Raw genomic sequence first — 22,437 nt, forward strand, 5'->3', positions numbered from 1 at the left:
ACGTTGTCCTCATATCAAAGGGGAGAATAAATGAATAATACTTGGAAAATTTATATGCTAGCGTTCATTTGCTTCTTTGTCAGTACATCAGAGTTTGTTATTGCCGGTATTCTGGACCAAATCGCAGCCTGGGCAAATACTTCGGTATCAGCTGCAGGACAACTGATCACCGTATTCGCGATTGCGAACGCGATCGGTTCGCCAATTCTCGTGATGGCGACGACGAAAATGGATCGGCGTCACTTGTTAATGCTTTCCCTGGCAATAGTAGTGCTCGGCAGCGTATTGACAGTTACCTTACCGGGCTTCGGCTTTCTCATCATATCTCGGATTGTACTTGCCATAGGGGGCGGCGTTTTTGTAATCGGCGCAAAAACAGTCGCGGCGAAACTCGCGGCGCCAGGCAAGCAAGCTGGGGCGATTGGCACCGTGATCATTGGATTCAGTGCGTCCCTTATTGCCGGGGTTCCCATTGGCCGCGTCGTGGCTGCAGCATACGGCTGGAAGGTCATCTTCGTCGGTATCGGTATTCTTAGTTTGCTTGCGATCCTCGCTGTGGCTCGAACGATTCCGCCTACAGAAGGCGATGCTCCTGTTCCTCTCGGCAAGCAACTGATTCTTTTGAAGAATCCGGAAATCCTAAATGGATTTGGTGTCACGTTCTTCTGGCAGTTAGGATATGCAATGCTCTATGCATATATTGCCCCGTTTCTGCTGAACGTTACATCCATGAGCGAACGGGAAGTGAGCATTGCTCTCTTTGCATTCGGTATCGCTACCTTAATCGGTTCTAAGTTCGGCGGATTTATGACGGACCGGATCGGTATCCCAAGGTCACTGATGAGTAGCATGGTTGTTCATGTCATTGCTTTGGTGCTGCTCTCCAGTATGGCCAAATCAACTTTCGTCACCATTCCACTCCTCATGCTGTGGGCTTTCTCGGCTTGGTCGTCCGGTCCAGGTTTGCAGTTTAATCTGGTTGCGCTCGCTCCGGAAGCCTCAGGAATCATGCTGAGCCTGTTCGGCTCCATCTTACAGCTCAGCATCGCTGCAGCCGGGGGAATTGGCGGTATTGCGGCGGGAGGCTTATCCATCAGGGCGGTCGGTTGGATCGCAGCTACATCAGTCGCAATTGCCGTAATTCTTGCAGCTGTTTCATTTAGCCGCAAAACAAGCAGGAGGGTTATTTATGAATCGTCCCAGAACACCCAAGCAAGCAGCGGAATCTATCCTTTGGTTAGCGACGATTGGACCTGAGGGTCCGCAAGGAGGATTCTTCAGAGATGGAAAACGAATCGATTGGTAAAAAACATCCTTTCCAGTTTGCCATGATGCTGGCAATATTCTCTGCATTGGGGCCATTCACTGTCGACATGTATCTATCATCGCTTCCACAGTTCGGGGATTTAGGCATTTCAGGTGAATATTCGGCTATACCGTTTGGAGTTGTTATTTTTGCTACAAGCGTGTTGTCCATCATTTTTTACTTCATGTTGGTTAAAAAGTCTGAAGCATCTTCCTCTCCAGGGATCAGTCACTCGCCCTCAGGCGGCAGTTATGTCGGTTCGTCTGCTGGGCAAGGAAAAAGAGACGCTGAGCGGCAGTTATAGCCATCCCTTCACGGATGTGCCCGGCTGGAACATTACAAATCCCGAGGTGAAAAAGATGAAGATTATGAAAATGTTGGTTGGCAGTACTGTGTTCTTTGCAAAGTTATATGATAACAAAAGACTTACCCGTCGAATCGACAGAGCTGCCTGAAACCATTCGTGCGGGTGAGATTATGTGTTGGTCTTCAAATTCTCTTGTACTTTTCTATCATACATTCTCCAATTCGTATAGCGGGTACGTCAGGATTGGTTATATTAAGGATGTCACCGGTCTCGCGTCGGCCCTTGGCAGGGGGAATGTAGAGGTTACGTTTTCCCTCTGTGATTGATAAAAATTTGCCCTCTCAAACCTTCTGTACGCCGGTATCACAACATACTCGCTGTGTCACTGGGGAGCTGCGCCAGGAAAGAAGATCGCCGTTGTCGGATTTGGCGGACTTGGCACATGGCAGTGAAGTTCGCATATGCGGAGGGGCATCGGTTACGGCTCGCGACTCCAACTCTTCAAGCGGCAACTATACTTGCTAACCCAGATCGAAGAGGGGATGCGAATGTTTATCCGATTACGACTTTATCGGGTTAAGACCCCCACCTCTAAGGTGGGCCTTGAATCAGGTGGGGTAGAATCCCCATTTGATTCCCCGATGTTCAGCATAGCTGAACGAGTTCACTGACAGCTGTCGACTTAGGCATTCGCTTTGCTAGGCTCGGTCTCCCAGCACACGTCTGGAGGGAATACATTGTTTGCTAAACTTGAATGGTTCTTTTTTGAGTCGGCAATCGGCAAATTAATAACGGTATTATTGTTTTCTTTGACTGGAGTTTGGGTTTTTTTGGCTGTAGTTTGGATGATATTTGACTTTGTTGAAGGTTTCGAGTTGTTATTTTCTATTCCGTATCTTTTCGCCAGTATAGGATTGTTCGTCTTCACTGAGACGGTGACTGTCCTTTTTTTAATTAAAATGGTTCGGGAGTTCCCGTAGAAACTTTTACATCGTTAATGTGATAGTTCAAAAGTAACATTGGCGGTTCGTAGCGCTGTAAAACGTCGGCAAAAGTCAATGCAATCATTTTCGCGTCAGTTTATCGATCCAATTTAAGCTTTTTAAATGAACTCGATGCTCTGGATGAAGAAGGATATCCTATAGCCCGGTCCCTAAACGATGATTACGAAACCGAGATACCCGGGATGGATCTGGCAGCGGATCTTCCGGATTTAATCCTGCAACCCATTTGTATGCCAGGTTCCGTAGACCTTTTAGTACCGTGCAGGTCAGCGGGATTCTCAAACCATTATTCAAAGGAGTGTTAGCTACCAACAAACAAATATACTTAAGCACAAAAGAACACGACCGTGAAGCTAGTTGTGTTCTTGTTGCTGTTTTTCCCGTTGATCAATTATAAAGTTACGGTTTTTGTATAGTTATCGTAGTATAGTCCGAGTTGATAAGCCTGTGTCAGCAGCCTTTCGTGAATTTCTGGCCTTGAATCCAAGGTATCATATAATATCTCTACCCTGCTATTTAAGATCCCACAGTAACTGGCTATTGCGATGTTCAACTGCTGGTTCATCATCTGTTCGTATTGTCTCTTCTCCATGTGTGCTTTCGAGTCTGCTGCGAGACCAAGCCAAAGAACTTGTCTATGATTCAGTTTATTGGAGCCGTAAGCAAAACCATTGTTCCACACCCGGTCGATATACCCTTTAAGCATGGCTGGTAAACTATACCACCAAACTGGGAAGATATATGCGAGGGCATCGTGGTTCTTCATTCGTTCGATTTCTGCCTCAACCTCGGGCGAATAGATCTTGCGATCAGATGACCAAACGGGTTCATCCGCCTCCCACAACACTGGATTAAATCCATTGCGATGCAAATCCAATATTTCGGTTTCGTGCCCCGCATCAGAGAGTCCTTGTGTAAATCTGTCTGCAACAGAAAAGGTTAAGGAATTCACCCTTGGGTGCGATACAACGGTCAAGATTTTCATATTCGTCACCTTCCATTTTCTACTTTATACTTCGAATGAGGTACAATAAGATTATGTATTGAACAGCGATAAAAAGGAAGTACGTACTTTTTTGTGCTATAAGAACTGAAAAGTAATATAGGTACCAGAAAGTACCTCATCAATAACAATATTTTGAGGTGGTTATTTCATGGAAAGGCAGGAAAAACGGGTTTACAATATCCCCGCAGAAGCTACATTGGAGGTGATAGGAGGGAAATGGAAATTATTGATTTTATGTCATTTAAACTGTGGACCCGGGCCAATGAGAACGAGTGAATTAAAAAAGAAAATCCCGGATATTACACAAAAAATGTTAACTCAGCAGCTTCGGGAGTTGGAGGAAGACGGTATCATTATAAGAACGGTATATAATCAAGTGCCGCCTAAAGTTGTCTATGAGATGAGTGAACTTGGAATGTCGCTGAAATCACTATTAGACCAACTAGATGAGTGGGGCGATAAATACATGAATCAATTAAAATGGAAGTCCTCCTGCTCTGAATGAGGATAAATGTGCCCACCCCAAGAGTGGAGCATAACAACGCAGCTTCCGACCTAGCGTTTGTACTCATGAGGTAATATTTCATGCCAAGTCACCGCGATTGTAAAATATTATAAATTATATTGAAGTTTTTGGAATTGACTGATAATATTAATTTATATTCAGGTATGTGTGACTGGCGTAACGTAGGTAACTACGAGGGAGCACATATTTCATAAGCCGAACGCCTGGGCAAAGTATTTGATCTTAGATCAGATGCTTTTTTTATTTCAATTAAAGAAAGGTCAGGTGCTTCTGGATGAAGATTGCTTACATTCTGTTTGACAAGATGACAACGTTAGATTTTGTTGGTTTTTACGATGCTGTATCTTGGTTGAAAATTCTAAAAGCCAAAGAAGGAGTAACATGGGATCTCTGTGCAAACAAAGAAGAGATTACAGACGATCGGGGTATGACAATAAAAATAAAGCATGTTTGTCCAGATTTATCCGGATATGACTTAATATTTATACCCGGTGGTATACCCACAAGAGAACTGAGATATGATAAGGAATTTGTTTCATGGATCCAAAGTGCAAGCGATGTACAGTACAAAGTATCTGTCTGTACAGGTGCATTGCTTTTAGGTGCAGCAGGATTCTTAAAAGGGAAAATGGCGACAACGAATCCATCTGCTTATGATTTGTTGACTCCTTATTGCACAGAGGTTGTTAAAGCCCGTGTTGTACGGGATGGATATACTTTTACGGGGGGAGGTGTTTCAGCATCAATTGATTTAGGTTTATATTTTGTTGAGTCGTTAACGAATGCGGATGTGGCCAATAAGGTTCAAAAGATGATGGATTATCCGTACTATCGGTCAGGAAGTTTGACTAATGTTTTCATGCCCAACGAATAACACATATATAACTTTGCACAGACATTATTAGGAATGGAATGCCTTTTTCAAAACTAGCTGTTTCAGAATGCGGGGAACCATACCAAAGGTTCAGGTTATTCCGCTAAACGGGGTACGATAGTTGAATGACAGAAAAAAAGCAGGCCAAGACTGTATTGGCCTGCTTTTTATGATGCTCCTATAAGAAGAAAAACATGAATTCGTTTGATTTTCCAGTTTCCGTTGTGTAGAACATGCTGATATGATAGAAGGGACGTTCGCTATAACAGGGCTGCTTCGCGCCGGAACGGAGGGTTGGCAGATGGAAGGGATACGCAGAAGATGGAACACAAGTCTGGGGTTCATCAGCTTGCGCACGAAGCTTATTACAGCGTTTACAGTATGTATTTTGCTGCCCGTCATTGGACTCGGGGTTTATGTGTATAAAAGCTTTGAACAAGAAATGAGCAGCCAAATCGCCAAAGTAACTTCGGACAGGCTGCAGCAGGTTAACCGAAACATCGAAAGGCGGTTGATGGAGCTGACCAACGCCTCGAGGGCGATCGTGCTGGACGGGCAGTTAAGAGCCATGCTGCAGCATCCACCGCAAACGGACAAAGACAAGCTGCAGCTTTCCCACTTCATGGACAAAAAATATTTGGAGGTTTCGACAGCCGTCATATCGGATCCCATCTACTTAACGCTATATGATACGAGGGGCAATTACTATACGAATTGGAACAGCTTCGTTACGACCCGGGACGATCTTGCGAAAGCGCCGTGGTTTAAAAAAACGCTGGATAAAAACGGCTTTATGGTATGGACGTTGCAGCATGATAGCTATGTGAACCCTTCCGGGGAGAAGCTGATGACCGTATCCATGCTGATTAAAGCGGATAATTTGATCGATAATCTGGGAGTGCTGGTAATCAGCCAGCCGGTTCAGCCTTATTTGGAATTGTTAAATCCCGAACATGACGAAACATTAAGCCCGGGTTTCATCATCGATCAGAATGGAACCGTGCTAGGGGATACTACTGGGCGGTTTCAGGACGTCTATCAAGCGGTAAAGCCTGAAATCGAACGCAACGGAGATACGTTTAATACCCGAATCGGCGGAAAAATGTCTGTTGTCAGCAGCTATCTTATCCCGATGACGGGCTGGCGAGTCGTACAAATCGTACCGTACAGCGAAATGTTTAAAACCATCATAAATAACCGCAATATCGCGGTAGTTATCATGATCGTTTGCCTCACTTTGTTTGCCGGGCTGATCGTGCTGCTCACTTCCATGATGACCAAACCTTTGCGGGAGCTGAGAAAAGCGATGAAAATGGTGGAAAATGGCTCGCTCGACGTCGTTTTCCGTGCTGAAACCCGCGATGAAATCGGTTTTCTCGGGAAAAGCTTCAACAGCATGCTGGCCGACTTACGCGGCAGGATCGAGAACGAGATCGTCTTGGAAAAGCGCAAGGAGCAGGCCAAACTGGAAGCGCTGCAGGCGCAAATAACACCTCATTTTCTATACAATACGATGAACACGATTAAATGGATGTCCATCATGTCGGGCAACAAGCAAATTACCGAGATGCTGAAGGCGCTTGGGCATCTGCTTAATACGAGTATACACCGGGGGCAGGAGGAAATATCGCTGCGCGAGGAGCTGGAAAACGTAAGCTATTTCCTGACCATTCAAAAATACCGGTTTGGCGATACCGTACAGGTTGAATACGATATCGACGAGCAAAGCCTGGAGGCGCTTGTTCCCAAGCTGTCCCTGCAGCCGCTTGTAGAAAACGTTTACCAGCACGGATTGTTTATGGAAAACGGCGGACAAATGTGCATCCGTTCCCGCCGACATGGGGCTTGTCTTTATTTGACGGTGGAGGATACCGGCCGCGGGCTTACGGAGGAGCGGATCGACGAAATTATGCGGCAAATGAAACGGGACCGCTCGGGGCCGAGCATCGGCTTGGCCAACGTCAACAGGCGAATCAAGCTGATGTACGGAGAGCCTTGCGGCATTACTATAGAAAGAGCCGAAGATGAAGGTCTTACCCGTGTGACCATCATGCTTCCGTTCGTGGAGGGAGATCGGGAATGAAGATGAAAATGGTTGTCATAGATGATGAGATTCTTGTCCGCAGAGGCGTTATCTCCAGCGTCGATTGGGATCGGGAAGGGATCGAAATTGCCGGCGAGGCGGCCGACGGCCGCAGCGGGCTGGAAATGATCCGGCAGGTTCAGCCTGATCTTGTGCTCACGGATATTAAAATGCCTTATATGGACGGTCTGGAAATGATCAAAGCGGTTCGTACCGATTATCCGCACATACGTTTCGTCATTTTGAGCGTGCTGGAAGATTTTCAAACGGTTCGGGAAGCGTTAAAATTGGGCGCGGTCGATTATATGAACAAGTTCATGGTAGAGCCTGACGAGATGCTTCAGTCTGTCCTGCGGATCAAGGATTCGATGCTGCCGATGCAACCGTCTTCATTCCATCCGCATAACACGGCAAAACCGGAACCTAAGGCGGCTAACAGTGAATGGATCGAATGGCTTCAAGGCGAAGAGCGGGAGGAGCCTGATCGTTTCATACGCCAAGGGGACCGCTTTGCGGTTGTCGTTCTGGAGCTTCGGGACGAAGCGCGGACTGGCTTGCGCGTTCATGCCGATGCGGTAAAAGCGGCCTTTGAACAGACGCTTGGGCACGGAGTAGAGCTTCAATGCCGGTTTATCGCCCAAGACCAGCCGAGGTGGATTGTGCTATGCCGATCGGCTCACGATAAAGTTCGGGCTGCCAAGCTGCTCGTGGAGGGGGTTACGGCGTGGCATCGCTCCTGCGGCGGCGCATTTCATGTGGGAATAAGCGCCGTTTTTACCGATACGGCAAGCCGTACGGAAGCATACGAACAAGCGCAATCCGCATTAAGCTTGATTTTTTACCGGGGAGACGGAATTTGCGTTTATACTCCCGAACGGCCGACAAGCAATTCTGCGCCGCGCTTTATGGAGCTATTCGCTTTAAAGCAATATTTGCTGCAGCTCGAAGGGCATGATGACGAAGCTGCCGAAAAAGCGTTTCATGAGCTGTTCCCGGAACGTTTGGACGTGTCCGTGGCGCAAGGAGCGGTAGTCGATGCCGCCCATGCCTGGGTGTCGTCGGTCATTTTGCTGCTCAAGGATTGGGGAGGCGAGCTGCCGGCCAGTATGCGGCAGGAATCGTTGTACGAGCATGTGCACGGTAAGGGAACATATTCCGAGCTCAGGGAATGGAGTTATTATTTGCATCAGCTTGTAAGGGAAACTCTCTCGGAGCTGAAGGCGGCCACACACCGCAGCGAGATTCAGCGGGCCATCGAATATATTAAGGCGCATTATCAGGAATCGATCCGCGTTCAGGATGTAGCGCAGTACGTTCATCTGAGCGATAATTATTTCAGCAACGTGTTCACTAAAGAAACCGGCAAAACGTTCAGCCAATACGTGCAGGAAATTCGTGTGGAGAAAGCCAAAGAACTTCTGCGCGGCGGCAAGCTGGAATGGTTTGAAGTCGGCGAGCTTGTCGGAATGGACAATCCGAAATATTTTTCCAAGGTGTTCAAAAAGCACACCGGCAGCACACCCATCCGCTTTACGACAACGCCTAAATAATAGTTTAACCCGGACCATACGTGATTCGTCGACGTATGGTTTTTTGGTTTGTAGTTTATTGTCCTGAATTCGTAGAATCGTAGCCTTGCTCGGCTGGCGCCAATTGAAACCGGTTTATTTTCAAAGCTTTGTGTCCGACCTGCCCCGGATCGTTGGTTTCAAGAGAGGGCGGGATGTTTTACGATAAAGCTACGCACATCACGAATGAAAGGAAGGGGGATAGAACATGAGCACTTACCGCAAGGAGGCGTTTACCGGATGGCTGTTTATTATGCCGGCGCTGATCGGGTTCGGGTTATTGACCGTCGTGCCGATCCTGTTTTCCTTGCTCATCAGCTTTAGCGACTGGAACTTTATGGAAGGATTGAAGGGGATTCGGTTTAACGGCTTAAGCAATTATAAAGAGATGTGGTCGGATCGCTGGTTTACCGACAGCCTGAAAAACAATCTTATTTTCGCCGTTACGACCGTACCGTCGATCATGGTTTTGGCGCTTCTAACTGCAGTAGGGCTGAATAATGGGGCATTTTTCAAAACGCCGCTGCGGATGATCATTTTTATGCCATACGTTTCGAGCATCGTCGCCATTTCGCTCGTCTGGGCACTGCTGTACTCTCCGAGCCAAGGTCCGATCAACCAGGCGATACGCAGCTTTGGCATTGAGCACCCGCCGGGCTGGCTGTCGGATCCGCATTGGGCATTGACGGGTATTATCATTATGAGCGTATGGGCTTCCATTGGTTATAATATGGTCATCTACTTGGCAGGCCTTCAGAGTATTCCGAAGGATTTGTACGAGGCGGCAAGCATAGACGGCGCGGGGAGAGTAAAGCAATTTTTCAGTATCACGCTGCCGCTGTTGTCGCCAACGACGTTTTTCGTCCTGATTACGTGCATCATTCACTCGTTTCAGGTGTTTGCCGCCATTTTTATGATGACTCAGGGCGGCCCGGGCACCTCGACTTCGGTGCTTACCTTTTACATCTATCAAGCCGGCTTCAGCTTTTACAAGATGGGCTACGCCTCGGCGATGGCATGGATTTTGACGCTGATTATTTTCTTCGTCACGATCGTACAATGGCTCGGCCAAAAACGGTGGGTTAATTACTAGAAAGCAGGTGGGCCTATATGCTCTGGTTCAAAACGAACCGGGTGAAGCTGTTGACGACGCTTTTGCTTGCAGCGGTTGCGGCTACGATGCTGCTGCCGTTTCTATGGATGCTATCCACGTCGGTAAAGAAACAAATTGACGTGTTTCACGACCCGATGATCTGGATACCGGCCTCCATGCAATGGAATAACTACAAGGAAATTTGGTTTGGCTCTCATCCGTTCGCGCTGTATTACTTGAATTCGATCAAAGTGACGGCGCTTTCCGTAATCGGCGTCGTGGTGATCAGCTCGGCGACGGCGTACGGTTTTGCACGCTTTCAATTCAAAGGCAAAAATTTCGTCTTCCTGATCTTTCTCGCCACGATGATGGTTCCCGATCAGGTGACGCTCATCCCGAGATTTATTCTGTTTAATTATTTGGGCATTTATAATACGCACTGGGCGCTTATTTTACCCGGCATTTTTACGGCGATCGGCATCTTCCTGCTCAGGCAAACGTATTTGACGATACCCGGCGATTTTTCCGAAGCCGCCAAAATCGAAGGCGCCAACCATTTTCACATTTGGACGCGGATTTTTATTCCGTTATCCAAGCCGGCGATGGTTTCGTTAATCATATTAAGCTTTACGTGGAACTGGAACGAATTCGTTAATCCGCTTGTGTTTTTAACGAGCAAAAAGCTGTTTACGGTGCCGCTGGGCTTGACTAATTTTGTGGACGATTCCGGCACCAATTACCCGCAAATGATGGCCGCGGCGGTCAGTTCGATTTTGCCGGTCATCGCCTTGTTTTTGATCGGTCAACGCTGGTTCATCCAAGGTGTCGCCTCCAGCGGCATTAAGGGCTAATCCAAATATACAAACAGACAAAAAAGGGAGGAAACAACGATGTTGAACAAGAAACGATGGGTCGGTTTGGCGGTTTCAACCGGTTTGGTCGCGATGAGCTTATCCGGCTGCGGCTTCTCGGACCCTGACGCCGGAGGCAAACCGGAAGCAGGAGGCGCATCCTCGAAAAAAACAGTGAAGCTGAAATTCTGGGGAGCTGTCCCGGAGGAAAGCGGTCCGAAGCAAGCCGTAGACAACTGGAATAAAGCGCATCCGGACATTCAGGTTGAATATGTGCGGTTCGTCAATGACGAGGCGGGCAATACGAAGCTGGAAACGTCGCTGCTAGCCGGAGGCGAAGTCGATTTGTTCGTCAACTACCGGATGGACAAGCTGGTGAAACGAATCAGCGCCAATATGGTTGAGCCGCTCGACGGATACATCGTTAAGGATCAGTTTGACGTGAAGGACAACTTCGGAGATACCGCCATTACGAAATTCAACGACAAAACGTATTATATTCCGGCCATCATTTTAAACGATTTCGTTTCGATCAATAAATCGTATTTGGACGAAGCCAAGCTGCCGATTCCTACCGAATGGACGTGGGACCAGTACAAGGAGTATGCGGCGAAATTAACGAAGGGCGATGGCAGCAGCAAGCGTTGGGGTTCGTTTGTCGGCAATTTGGAGCCGAAAATTTACGAGTGGATGGATAAAACGGTGAAAACCGAGCTGGGCCCGAACGCTTTTTACAAGGATGAAAAAACGAGCAATCTGGATAACCCGGCATTTAAATCGTATTTGGATACGATGGTCGACATGGAACGCAATTTGAAGGTGCAGCCTCCCTATGCGGAAGCAAAAACGTCCAAGCTGCAGGGCACAAGCCTGTTTTTGTCCGGCAAAACGGCGATGGCGTGGAACGGAACGGCGGGCATCCGCAGCATTAAAAATACGAAGGATTTCCCTCACGATTTCGTAACGGCTTTTGCGCCTACTCCAAAAATGACGCCGACAAGCAAACATATCGGCGGCGGTTCAGGGTACCTGGACTATGTAACGATTAACGCCAATTCGGATAAAAAAGATGCGGCCTGGCAGTTTTTGAAATGGTATGTGACCGAGGGCAACGAGCCGCTCATTTCCAGCGGCAGGGTGCCTGCCTGGAAAAAGGTCGACAAAAACAAGGTAGCCAGCCTGGTGCTCGGCGAAAATCCGGAAAAGCTGTTTGACGTCGAGTCGTTTAAGCGTGTCGTCTTTGCAGATGTGCAGTATGTAAACGATACACAGTTCAAAAACTTGGCGGAAATTCAAAAAATCGTCGATGAAGAAGGCGAACGCGCCTTAATCGGTGACAAAACGACGGCCGAGGCGGTCAGCTCGATGAAAAAACGGGCCGACGAGCTTCTGGCTAAAAGCAAATAAGGAGGAAGATTGCGATGAGCGCAAGCGAATATGATTACGAAGTCGCCGTCATCGGCGGCGGTCCGGCCGGGGTAGCGGCAGCGATTGCCGCCGCCAGAAGCGGGGCGCGCACTGTTCTGATCGAGCCCAGTTCGTTTCTGGGCGGCGCCGGTACGGGCAGTCTGGTTGGACCATGGATGACCAATTATTTTCAGGATACGCAAGTCATCAAAGGAATATTTCAAGATGTTGTCGACGAACTGGTAACGTACGAAGGCTCTACCGGAACGGTCAAATGCCCTTATGACAAAACCGGCTCGACACAGGGCACCGGCGGATATATTACGCCTTTTGACGCGGAAATATTAAAATTTGTACTGAACAAGCTTGTGCTGGAAGCCGGCGTCAAGCTGCTGCTCAACACGTATGTGGATCAAGTGAACGCGGCGGACGGAAAAGTGGAATCGGTCGGCATCCGCAGCAAGTCGGAGAAATCGCTCATTCGCGCCATGATCTACGTGGATGCGACAGGGGATGGCGATATTGCGGCTGCCGCGGGAGCCAAGTATGAATTCGGACGCAGTACGGACGGCTTGGCCCAGCCGGTATCGGCCTTATTTAAAATGAGCTATGTCGATCTGGACGCGTTTATCGACTACACCTTAAGCCATCGCGAAGAGCTCGTATGGGTCACTTACCCTGAACTTCCCGGCAATCTGCCCGGACATTTCGCCAAGCGGATGGTTGCGTTAAGCGGCTTTAACCGGATGGTCGCCGAAGCCAAGGACAAGGGCGAGCTGAATGTCGGCCGCGAGCGGCTTACGATATTTTCCGACTACCGCGACGGAGATGTGCTCTTTAACGCTACGCGCGTAAACCGGATCGACGGCACGAACAACGAGCATCTGATTCGGGCGGAAGTGGAGCTGAGGGAGCAGGTCATGTCGGTTGTCGCATTTGCCCGCAAATATTTGCCGGGGTTCAAGCGTGCTTCTTTATCGAGCGCCGCATCAAGGGTTGGCGTCAGGGAGACGCGTCGCATTATCGGCGATTACGTGCTGGCACAGGACGATGTGCTGCACGGCGCCAAATTTGCCGATAGCATCGCCAAAGGCTGCTTTCCTGTCGATATTCATAGCCCGCACGATCAAACCAACGTTTGGACCGAATTGGACGATGCCTACGATATTCCTTATCGCAGCTTGCTTCCGGCCCGGCTCGACAACCTGCTTGTAGCCGGGCGCTGTATCTCCGCTACCCATGAGGCATTGGCTTCGACAAGGGTGCAGTCGCACTGCATGGCAATCGGCCAAGCGGCAGGAGTCGCCGCTTCCATGGCGGCTGAACAAAATTCGCTTACTCGGCAAATCAACGTCCGCCAGCTGCAGGATCATCTTCGTTCACAAAACGCAATCGTTTAATATTTGTCGAATTTCCATATCCGCCATTCATATTTGCTAGTAAGATCAAAGACCTCCGCAAAGGGGGTCTTTATTTTTATCAGAAGCGACTGCAATTCGGTACTCAACCGGATTGCAGTCGCCGCCTTTTCTCGTTGGGCGGATGGTGCTTCCCATTACTGAGGTCTTGCAAGGTTAAAGACTCACGAAGTCGTTTGATATCACTTAATGGGGGCAAACCGAACATGCGGGCATATTCTCGGTTGAACTGTGAGGGACTATCATAGCCTACTTGGAATCCGGCATTCGCGGCTTCCGGAATATCTGAAAGCAATAAACGGCGTGCCTCCTGCAATCGTAGTTGTTTTTGATATTGCAAGGGACTCATCGCAGTCACTTCTTTGAAATGAGCGTGCAAGGAGGATGAACTCATACTTGCTGCCTTTGCAAGCGACGAGCGCCGACACGATCCAGGCATTCGAGTTTAAAACTTCCGTTCCGATTACACCATGGGAGAGTTCGAATGTTACTCTGCTTGGAGACGCAATTCACAGCATGACCCCAGCGGGGGGCATTGGCGCCAATATCGCTCTGCGCGACGCAAGCCTGCTCTGCCGTATGCTGATAGACGTCAAGCAAGGGAAGCAATCCCTCATTCCGGCCATACACAATTATGAAGCACAGATGTTGGAGTATGGCTTCGCTGCCGTAAAGGATTCGATGCGCAACACAAAGCAGGCTTTGGCCGGCCGCATTGCCCGGATTACGGGCAAGGGCTTCCTTAGGCTCTGCGGGGCGGTGCCCCCGCTGCGGCGCGCGGTGTTCAGCGACCGGTGGTCCGATCACGCTCAGCAGCAAGCTGGGCAAAGGAACTGACGAACAACCGAATGTACAGGTCTAGAGTATAAATCAATGGTATCTTAATCGAAGAGTTAGTTGCAATGAAATAGCGGGTATGCTAAGATTACGCTAACAATGACGATAGGAGTTGAAGAGGATAATGTAATATTTCTTGCTTAAGTTTAAAGAATAAAACAAGTTCTGTATGCTCTGTTTTATTCTTTATTGGCAAGAAAGTTACCTTATTCTTTTCACTCAAAAAATATATCCTGATCTGACTCTGCGCAGGGTTGGATTTGCCTTATTTTTTTGAGCTGCAAGAAAGGTCAACTTTCTTGCAGCTCTTTTTTATTTGAGAACAAAGGAGGCTTCTGAATTGTCATTGATCAAGGTAACTAACCTGACGTTTGCCTATGACGGCAGTTACGACAACATTTTTGAGCATGTAAGTTTACAAATCGATACCAACTGGAAATTGGGCTTTACGGGGAGGAACGGCCGGGGCAAGACTACGTTTCTCAATCTGCTACTCGGCAGGTATGAATACAGCGGAACGATTTCCACTAACGTCAGTTTCGAGTATTTCCCGTTCCACGTCGAACACAAGGAGAAACATACATTCGATGTGGTCGCCGACATCTATACGGACTATGAGCACTGGCAACTCATGCGCGAGTTTTCGCTGCTGAAATTGTCAGAAGATGTGTTGTACCGACCGTTCGACACGTTGTCCAACGGAGAACAAACGAAGGTGCTGCTGGCGGTCCTGTTTTTGAAGGAAAACAGCTTTTTGCTTATCGACGAGCCGACAAATCATCTGGATCTGCATGCTCGGAAGCTGGTAAGTGATTATCTGAACGACAAGAGCGGGTTTATTTTGGTGTCACACGATCGGGCGTTTCTCGACAATTGTGTGGACCACATTATTTCGATCAATAAGACCAATATCGAAATCCAGAAAGGAAATTTTTCAGACTGGTGGGAGAATAAACAACGACAGGACAATTTCGAACTGGCCGAGAACGATAAGCTGAGGAAGGACATTAAGCGGCTGTCCGAAGCGGCCAAGCGAACGAGCAACTGGTCGTACGAAGTAGAAAAAACGAAAAACGGCACCCGTAACTCCGGCTCCAAGGTCGACAAAGGGTACATCGGTCACAAGGCCGCCAAAATGATGAAGCGATCCAAGTCAATCGAGCAAAGACAGCAAACCGCGATCGAGGAAAGATCCCAGCTTCTGAAAAACGTCGATAACACGGAAAGCCTGAAAATATCGCAGATGACTTATCATAAACACCAATTGGTCGAGCTTGACCGCGTTTCGATTCATTATGGCGAGAAGAACGTTTGCCACGACATCAGCTTTACTGTCGAGCAAGGAGACCGCATCGTGCTCTCCGGTCCGAACGGCTCAGGCAAATCCAGTTTGCTCAAACTGATTTGCGGTGAGGAGATACCTTATTCCGGCGTGTTTCGAAAAGGGAGCCAGATGAAAATTTCCTACGTTTCACAAGACACCTCGCAGTTGCGGGGCAATTTGTCGGAGTTCGCCAGATCCAGCGGGATTGACGAAAGCTTGTTCAAAGCGATTTTGAGAAAACTCGATTTTTCGCGCTTGCAATTCGAAAAGGATATCGCTTCTTTTAGCGGCGGTCAGAAGAAGAAGGTTCTGATCGCGAAAAGCCTCAGTGAACGCGCTCATTTGCATGTTTGGGACGAACCGCTCAATTTTGTCGACGTCATTTCCAGGATGCAAATCGAAGAGCTGCTGCTGGAGCATTCGCCAACTATCCTTTTTGTAGAGCACGACAGCGAGTTTTGCAAACATATCGCAACAAAAATTGTGGAACTGAAAGTTTAACTCACTCTAGGAGGATGAAAGCGATGATCATTGAGGTTGTAGATGATTATGTGAACCGGTTCCTTCCGGTTGACCCGGTTCACAAAAAAATAAATCTGTTGCCGGAGGTTTACCAATCTATCGACAGATGCACGTAGCGATTACGTCCGCAAGCGCATCGTGTTTTTTCCTGCGTAGTTGGTTAATGACGCATTAATGCGATGGATGACTGTTGCTTTTTTGCTTTTCTCCGGCGGTAAGGAGAACACATGAAAACAACCTCGAAATATGAAACGATTGGGCAGATCTTGTCCGACTTCAAGCAGCCAGCGTACCGGTATGGGCAAATTATGGACGCTATTTTCAAACAAAAAATTACTGAATACGAACGGATCACCATACTGCCAAAATTTTTGCGAGAAGAGTTGGCCCAGACGCTTGGTCCGCACGTCTCCAGCGTTATTCCGGTAAAGGAACTCACATCGCAGCAGGTCAGCAAGGTACTGTTTGCCATCGGGGGTGGCGAACGCGTAGAGGCCGTGCGACTTACCTATGAACGGGGGTGGAAATCGTATTGTATTTCCACTCAATGCGGCTGCGGGTTCGGGTGCCGCTTTTGCGCGACTGGTACCATCGGCTTGAAACGAAATCTGACCGCCGACGAAATTACCGACCAATTGCTTCACTTTCACTTGAACGGCCACGCCTTGGACAGCGTGTCCTTCATGGGTATGGGGGAGGCGCTCGCCAACCCGTACCTTTTCGATGCGCTGACGATTTTGACCAACCCGCATCTCTTCGGTTTAGGACATCGAAGAATTACGATTTCCACCATCGGCCTGTTGCCGGGAATCGATAGGTTGACGCGGGAGTTTCCGCAGGTCAATCTAACCTTCTCGCTGCATTCGCCGTTCGACGATCAACGGAGCGAACTGATGCCGATCAATAAGCGGTTTCCACTCCGCGACGTGCTGAATGCATTGGATTGCCATATTCGGCATACGGGAAGAAAGGTGTATATCGCGTATATTCTTCTTCGAGGGTTCAACGACTCGATTGAGCATGCGAAAGCGGTTGCCGCTCTGTTGAGGGGAAGGGGAGCTTGGGAACGTCTCTACCACGTGAACCTAATTCCCTACAATTCGACAGAAGTGACGCCTCAAAGCTACTTGCCATCTGACCCCGAAAGTATCAAAACGTTCGTTCGAACGTTGAAGATAAATGGTGTGAACGTTACGGTCCGAACTCAATTCGGATCGGACATTAATGCGGCATGCGGTCAGTTATACCGAACCGAATAGTGGACGTAGCATGATTTCAAAAACTTTGCCTTTAGCCGAATTCACCTGAACTGGAAGTTGAGGTAAAATGAGGAGGCTGGCGTCGCTTAAGCTAAAAAATCGCCTTTGTACAAAAGGAGCGCCTCGACACCATCACGGAGGCGCTCTATAATGAAGTTTAAACAATCTCCTGACAAAATTAATGAATTGATGAACGGATTACCACTTCTTTTGTAGTAGGCATTGATATGGCCAAGGAAAAACATGTAGCCCAAGCTACTATCTCTCGTTTAAATATTCGATTCACAGATATACATCGGTATTTAAGGATTGGACTTGTAAACGTTCAATGGCAACATTAATAGGTCTTGTTTTCAAGGAGGTAAAACATGGATTACACTTCACCGATTGAAGCGGCGTTAAAGGTGAAACGCTGGCCTAAAGATACCATAGCGGCGGGTCGTCGTCATACCGTTGGTCTTAAATCGGACGGAACGGTGACGGCTGTGGGTGATAATAAATATGGCCAATGTGATGTAAGCGGCTGGCGCGATATTGTAGCGGTTGCGACGGGTAATGTTCATATGGCGACGAACACGGGTAATGCTCATACAATCGGTCTTACATCCGTCGGCACGGTGGCGGCTGTGGGATGGAATAAGCATGACCAATGCGATGTAAACGACTGGCGCGATATTGTAGCGGTAGCGGCGGGTTGGCGTCGTACCGTCGGGCTTAAATCGGATGGCACGGTGGTGGCTGTCGGTCGAAATAATGAAGGCCAATGCAATGTAAGCGGCTGGCGCGGTATTGTGGCGATAGCGGCGGGTAGTAATCATACCATCGGCCTTAAATCGGACGGCACGGTGGCGGCTGTGGGTTGGAATAAGCATGACCAATGCAATGTAAGTGGCTGGCGCGATATTGTGGCGGTTGCTGCTGGTTGCGCTCATACTCTCGGCCTTAAATCGGACGGCACGGTGGTTGCTGTGGGTGATAATGAATATGGCCAATGCAATGTAAGCGGCTGGCGCGGCATCCAACGGCCGTATGATACTTGTGTCGGGTGACAAGAACATTATCTCATTAATTGCCGCGTAAATCGCGGTTTTCTTATTTTATGGAATCAAGTTCTTGTCATTGGGTTTTGACAAGGACTTGATCCTATTCCCGATTTTGACAAGAACTTGATCTCATTCCCGACAGAGCCAGTTCAATAGTTTTATTATTACGGGCAGGATAGTTGAAATGCTTCCAGTTGGTCGCGATCATTACTTTATACCATACCACACGGTATGGTATGGTGTAATCGATGTAGAGATAATGGATTTTTAAGGGAGTCGATAGGATGACGACAAAAATGAAAATGAAATGGTTGGAGGAAGGGTTTTCACTACTGGGTGAACAAGGTGCGGGATTCTTGACTATTGATACACTCACAAGCCGTTAAGGAGTGACAAAAGGGTCATTCTACCATCACTTTCAGAACTGGCAGAGCTATAAAGAGAACCTCCTCTCTTTATTTGAAAATGAGAGAACGCTCAAGACCATAAATATTGCAGAACAGCAACTTTCACCCCTCGATAAGTTTGAACTTATCATGAAGACATCACTAGAACGAAGATACCAGCTAGAAGTGGCCATACGGGCTTGGGCCTTACTGGACCCATTTGTTGCATCATACCAGCAGCGCATTGACGAAAAACGACTTGAATATCTCGAAGAGATCCTATGGCAAATCTGTCATAATCGTGAACGTTCTCGCGATATGGCCCGGCTTTTTTACAGCCTCCATGTGGGAAGTCAACATCTCTTTTCACCCATCCAAGGCCAAGATCTAGAAGTACTCTATAGAGAGATACAGAAGCTTTTCAACTTACTGACATCTCCATAAACAAAATTCTAGAGAGGAGTTGTTTGTAAATGATTTACAAAAAATGGAGTGCTGAAATGTCGTCTGTGCGGTCAAAAAGAACTTGGCCTGGTTATGTGTCATTTGTTTGGGTTACTGTATTTATTTTATTTCATATTTATTGGGCTTTTGGTGGGCGCTTTGGCCTTGGTGACGCATCTAATCCAATTCCTCCTCTTCCCACGAGTCTTTCAGAATGGATTTATTTTTACATTGTCATCATTATGTTTGCTGCCGGCACTATCGTTCCCCTTGCAACGGTTCAATCTTGGGGGCGGTTTATTCCTCGCCGATTTATATTTATTGCATGTTGGATTGGATGCGTGGTATTGATTCTGCGTGGAGGCGCAGGATTTGTCGATGATTTTTTTCGGTCAACTGGCCTTCTGCCAAATGGGATCACTGGTTTGACTTATGAGCAAATATTTGGAGATGAACATATATCAACGTACACACTATGGTCAAGCCGGGCAATGGATGGGTATTTTTTTCTTGGAGGTATTCTCTACGGTTTGGCTGCTTGGTTTTATCACAATAGAAAATGATAGAAACTGAATAAGCAAAAACGCTAGGCCCTCTTGAGAGAAGGTTCAGCGTATATTTACATTAAAATGTTGAGGATATGCCTTCGAGTGTTCTGCAAGATGCATAAAGTGCCTATGTTCCTTGCCAGATCTTAAGCGCTTGGGTGATAGTAAGGGCACTTACAACCGATACCTTATTGCGCTAACGAAGACGATAGCACTGAAAACACATTAATGAGGCCGCCGCGGGCGGCCTCATTAAGCTATCGGGGCAGGTTTGTGTGGCGGCAGACAGGTTATTCAGATTGACTGTCTAGCACATTATCGACCTCATATACGAACGGGCAGGAGTCTAGACTCCTTTGAATACAAAGCTTTTTAAAGTTACATTATTATAATAAAAAATGACCTGTTCTATGACGCGTTGTGTGGATATAATTGGATATAAAAAATAATATTACCTTAAGGAGAGAACATGGGAAAATTCATTAAAGACATGTTTGATAATAATAAAATATTAGAATCAATAGCAAAGATTATTGGGGTAGAAGTAGACAGTCTGGTGCTCTTGAAGAGAGGATTTCAAAGCTTTGTTTTTCGTGGGCATTACGAAAACAAAGAAACAATAATAAAAGTTACACATAATTCTCATCGTCAGAGGGCATTAATTGAATCAGAAATAGATTTTATTAAATATCTTGCTGAGTCTGGTGTTTCAGTGGCAGATTCTCTACGATTCCCTAACGGAAATTATACGGAGATTATTGATCTTGATGAATCTTATTTTACAGTTTCTTTATTTGAATTTAGTAATGGTCTTAGAGCGAAGATTGCTGAAGAGAAAAGTGAATTTTATCAATGTCTTGGTGAAATAGTTGGAAGAGTTCATACTCTTTCAAAAAAATACAAGCCAATTCAGATAAAAAGACCTGAGTGGAATGAAAACAATTCTCTGAGGCAGTTCAAGCAATTTGTTCCTGATAGCTTACACAAAGTACATGAGAGATTTGATAGTATTATTTTATCCATTGAGGAGTTAAGAAAGTCAAATGATTCATATGGTCTAATTCATGGAGATATATATCCAGGGAACTATCTAAATGAAAACGGAAAAGTGAGATTAATTGATTTCGATCGATGTGAATACAGCTGGTTTGTAAGTGATATCGCAATGCCTTTATTCTATGAGACACCTATACCCTGGGTTGTAGATGGTGAGAAACGTAAAAATATTGCATTACGGTTCTTTAATAACTTTATGGAGGGTTATCATAAAACAAATTCTATTGATTCAAACTGGTTAAAGAGCATTCCCTTGTTTATTGATCTTCGTCAAGTTGTGGTAATTTCAACAATATACCGAAGTTATGATTTTTGTAACTACGAAGACTGGAAACAGTGGGATAAGGAAGCGTTAAAGTTTTATATAAATAATCTTGAAACTAATAATGATTACATAAATATAAAATTTTGATTGGATAATTTGGAAATAAATTACTTCACTAACGGGATACGATAGCTCAATATACAACTAAGACGCGGCTGTCGGCATGGATCGGCAGCCTCATCTTCACGAACTACGCAATATCCAATTTATTTGATCTATGGGATTAAAGGAGAGACACTTTATGACTGGACCGCGTATCGTACCTGAGTTGGCCTGTGCAAATTTTAAAGAAAGCTTGCATTTCTATATTGCAATATTAGGATTTCGCGTTCGTTATGACCGGCCGGAGGAACAATTTGCTTACTTGGACCTGGACGGTGCCGAACTCATGCTTACACATGCTGGTATTCGTTTGGTACACGGAATACCCAGTTATCCCTTCGGTCGCGGCCTAAATCTGCAGATCGAGGTGCAGGATATTGATACCCTGTACGCCAATGTGATAGCGGCAGGCGTTCCACTCTTCCTTCCTATGGAGGAGCGCTGGTACCGTCAAGGACGCCAGCAAACTGGCAACAGACAATTCGTTGTTAGTGATCCAGATGGTTACCTACTCCGTTTCTTTCAGGATTTGGGTCTACACATGGAAAATGAAGATCACGCTAACAGGACATGGTAGAAAGTTGCATTGCGCTAACTGGAGACGATAGTTGAATAATAAAATCAAGAACAGCTTTTTGAGGCCTTTCCCGCAATGAGAACTGTACACATTTTATATTGGACACCCGGGCAGGGGGAAGGTATCATCACATTTCTTATCGATACATGTCGGGTGGCCCAATGAAACCGCGGCAACCGGCATTATATATGCACGGTGCAAATCCAGCAAGGCTATTTTCAACCTTGTAAAGATGAGAGGGAGAATTATAGTAAAATGTGATCCCATTCATCGAGGCCACTGAAGAACTTACTGTTTTTCTTCTTCGGCGGCAAATTCATAATCAAAGAAGACATCTACCCAATTTTTTTGGGGAGATGTCTTCTTTTTTTTGATCCTATTCGGGGATATCAACCCTAAATTTCAATCCGTTAATTTCAATATTCGCTTGAGATTCACTGCAAATATGGCCATGGCTCCTTGCAATTGCATACCAAGCAAACCCGAGGATGTGGCTACATCGTACCCGTGTCCGTGTTTGAGTTCACTGTTTTTGGCTTCTATTTTGTAGCGTTCCTTGGCTTTTGCTTTG

General features: G+C 46.8%; 19 protein-coding genes, 4 pseudogenes and 1 riboswitch. Of the genes and pseudogenes, 19 read left to right on the forward strand and 4 right to left on the reverse strand.

Translation table 11 applies throughout. The features are described from left to right. Positions 1–30: 30 nt before the first annotated feature. From E1757_RS33990 to E1757_RS36790, 4 genes and pseudogenes are all read left to right on the forward strand, one after another. Positions 31–1,257, forward strand: a complete 1,227-nt coding sequence (locus tag E1757_RS33990) for an MFS transporter (RefSeq protein ID WP_133236665.1) — start codon at positions 31–33, stop codon at positions 1,255–1,257. A gap of 26 nt (positions 1,258–1,283) precedes the next feature. Continuing rightward, positions 1,284–1,610 (forward strand): hypothetical protein, encoded by a 327-nt coding sequence (locus E1757_RS33995; protein ID WP_133236667.1) that lies wholly within the window; start codon positions 1,284–1,286, stop codon positions 1,608–1,610. Positions 1,611–1,717: 107 nt separating this feature from the next. Next, complete coding sequence (locus E1757_RS37395) at positions 1,718–1,939, forward strand: cyclophilin-like fold protein (RefSeq protein WP_165972417.1); 222 nt, start codon at positions 1,718–1,720, stop codon at positions 1,937–1,939. Between the two features lie 9 nt (positions 1,940–1,948). Continuing rightward, positions 1,949–2,085 (forward strand): annotated as a pseudogene (locus E1757_RS36790) (alcohol dehydrogenase); the annotation flags it as partial. Between the two features lie 682 nt (positions 2,086–2,767). Here the strand turns inward: E1757_RS36790 and E1757_RS34005 are convergent. Both E1757_RS34005 and E1757_RS34010 read right to left on the reverse strand, forming a co-directional pair. Further along, positions 2,768–2,857: pseudogene (locus tag E1757_RS34005) on the reverse strand (transposase); the annotation flags it as partial. A 151-nt stretch (positions 2,858–3,008) separates the two neighbouring features. After that, a complete protein-coding gene (locus E1757_RS34010) occupies positions 3,009–3,602 on the reverse strand; it encodes an NAD(P)H oxidoreductase (RefSeq protein ID WP_133236669.1) in 594 nt (197 codons plus the stop codon). 169 nt (positions 3,603–3,771) lie between these two features. On the opposite strand from E1757_RS34010, the gene E1757_RS34015 reads away from it, so the two are divergent. The 8 genes from E1757_RS34015 to E1757_RS34050 all read left to right on the forward strand — a co-directional run bounded on the left by E1757_RS34015 (position 3,772) and on the right by E1757_RS34050 (position 13,425). Beyond that, entirely contained in the window at positions 3,772–4,128 is a 357-nt protein-coding gene (locus E1757_RS34015; protein ID WP_133236671.1) for a winged helix-turn-helix transcriptional regulator, read from the forward strand. Positions 4,129–4,286: 158 nt separating this feature from the next. Continuing rightward, positions 4,287–4,365: riboswitch (ZMP/ZTP riboswitch) on the forward strand. 58 nt (positions 4,366–4,423) lie between these two features. Then, entirely contained in the window at positions 4,424–5,023 is a 600-nt protein-coding gene (locus E1757_RS34020; RefSeq protein ID WP_133236673.1) for a DJ-1/PfpI family protein, read from the forward strand. Positions 5,024–5,324: 301 nt separating this feature from the next. After that, positions 5,325–7,106, forward strand: coding sequence for a sensor histidine kinase (locus E1757_RS34025; RefSeq protein WP_165972416.1), 1,782 nt, complete (start codon positions 5,325–5,327; stop codon positions 7,104–7,106). Continuing rightward, the gene (locus E1757_RS34030) at positions 7,103–8,656 is read left to right on the forward strand and encodes a response regulator (protein ID WP_133236677.1); all 1,554 of its coding nucleotides are present in this window, start codon (positions 7,103–7,105) and stop codon (positions 8,654–8,656) included. Before E1757_RS34025 ends, E1757_RS34030 begins: the two co-directional genes overlap by 4 nt. Positions 8,657–8,882: 226 nt before the next feature. Further along, complete coding sequence (locus tag E1757_RS34035; protein WP_133236679.1) at positions 8,883–9,767, forward strand: carbohydrate ABC transporter permease; 885 nt, start codon at positions 8,883–8,885, stop codon at positions 9,765–9,767. A gap of 17 nt (positions 9,768–9,784) precedes the next feature. Then, positions 9,785–10,618: a carbohydrate ABC transporter permease gene (locus E1757_RS34040; protein WP_133236681.1), complete on the forward strand. Its 834-nt coding sequence runs from the start codon at positions 9,785–9,787 to the stop codon at positions 10,616–10,618. Positions 10,619–10,657: 39 nt separating this feature from the next. Then, complete coding sequence (locus tag E1757_RS34045; RefSeq protein WP_133236683.1) at positions 10,658–12,025, forward strand: extracellular solute-binding protein; 1,368 nt, start codon at positions 10,658–10,660, stop codon at positions 12,023–12,025. 14 nt (positions 12,026–12,039) lie between these two features. Further along, entirely contained in the window at positions 12,040–13,425 is a 1,386-nt protein-coding gene (locus tag E1757_RS34050) for an FAD-dependent oxidoreductase (RefSeq protein ID WP_133236685.1), read from the forward strand. A 103-nt stretch (positions 13,426–13,528) separates the two neighbouring features. Here the strand turns inward: E1757_RS34050 and E1757_RS34055 are convergent. Continuing rightward, a pseudogene (locus tag E1757_RS34055) lies at positions 13,529–13,849 on the reverse strand (helix-turn-helix domain-containing protein); the annotation flags it as partial. Here E1757_RS34055 and E1757_RS34060 point away from each other — a divergent pair. The 7 genes from E1757_RS34060 to E1757_RS34095 all read left to right on the forward strand — a co-directional run bounded on the left by E1757_RS34060 (position 13,849) and on the right by E1757_RS34095 (position 21,866). Further along, positions 13,849–14,280, forward strand: a complete 432-nt coding sequence (locus E1757_RS34060; RefSeq protein WP_425464884.1) for an FAD-dependent oxidoreductase — start codon at positions 13,849–13,851, stop codon at positions 14,278–14,280. The pseudogene E1757_RS34055 and the gene E1757_RS34060 sit on opposite strands and share 1 nt — an antisense overlap. A 340-nt stretch (positions 14,281–14,620) precedes the next feature. Beyond that, positions 14,621–16,105 (forward strand): Lsa family ABC-F type ribosomal protection protein, encoded by a 1,485-nt coding sequence (locus E1757_RS34065; protein WP_133236689.1) that lies wholly within the window; start codon positions 14,621–14,623, stop codon positions 16,103–16,105. A 248-nt stretch (positions 16,106–16,353) separates the two neighbouring features. Beyond that, entirely contained in the window at positions 16,354–17,385 is a 1,032-nt protein-coding gene (locus E1757_RS34070; RefSeq protein ID WP_133236691.1) for a Cfr family 23S rRNA (adenine(2503)-C(8))-methyltransferase, read from the forward strand. 368 nt (positions 17,386–17,753) lie between these two features. Beyond that, a complete protein-coding gene (locus E1757_RS34075; RefSeq protein ID WP_133236693.1) occupies positions 17,754–18,434 on the forward strand; it encodes an RCC1 domain-containing protein in 681 nt (226 codons plus the stop codon). Between the two features lie 853 nt (positions 18,435–19,287). Then, positions 19,288–19,821: a DUF3995 domain-containing protein gene (locus tag E1757_RS34085; protein ID WP_133236695.1), complete on the forward strand. Its 534-nt coding sequence runs from the start codon at positions 19,288–19,290 to the stop codon at positions 19,819–19,821. A gap of 454 nt (positions 19,822–20,275) precedes the next feature. After that, the gene (locus E1757_RS34090; RefSeq protein WP_133236697.1) at positions 20,276–21,274 is read left to right on the forward strand and encodes a phosphotransferase enzyme family protein; all 999 of its coding nucleotides are present in this window, start codon (positions 20,276–20,278) and stop codon (positions 21,272–21,274) included. 154 nt (positions 21,275–21,428) lie between these two features. Next, positions 21,429–21,866, forward strand: a complete 438-nt coding sequence (locus E1757_RS34095; RefSeq protein ID WP_133236699.1) for a bleomycin resistance protein — start codon at positions 21,429–21,431, stop codon at positions 21,864–21,866. Between the two features lie 402 nt (positions 21,867–22,268). Here E1757_RS34095 and E1757_RS34100 read toward each other — a convergent pair. Next, positions 22,269–22,437, reverse strand: a pseudogene (locus E1757_RS34100) (IS5/IS1182 family transposase); the annotation flags it as partial.

This window comes from Paenibacillus piri (genome assembly GCF_004354045.1).
In the GTDB taxonomy this organism is placed as follows: Bacteria; Bacillota; Bacilli; order Paenibacillales; family NBRC-103111; genus Paenibacillus_S; species Paenibacillus_S piri.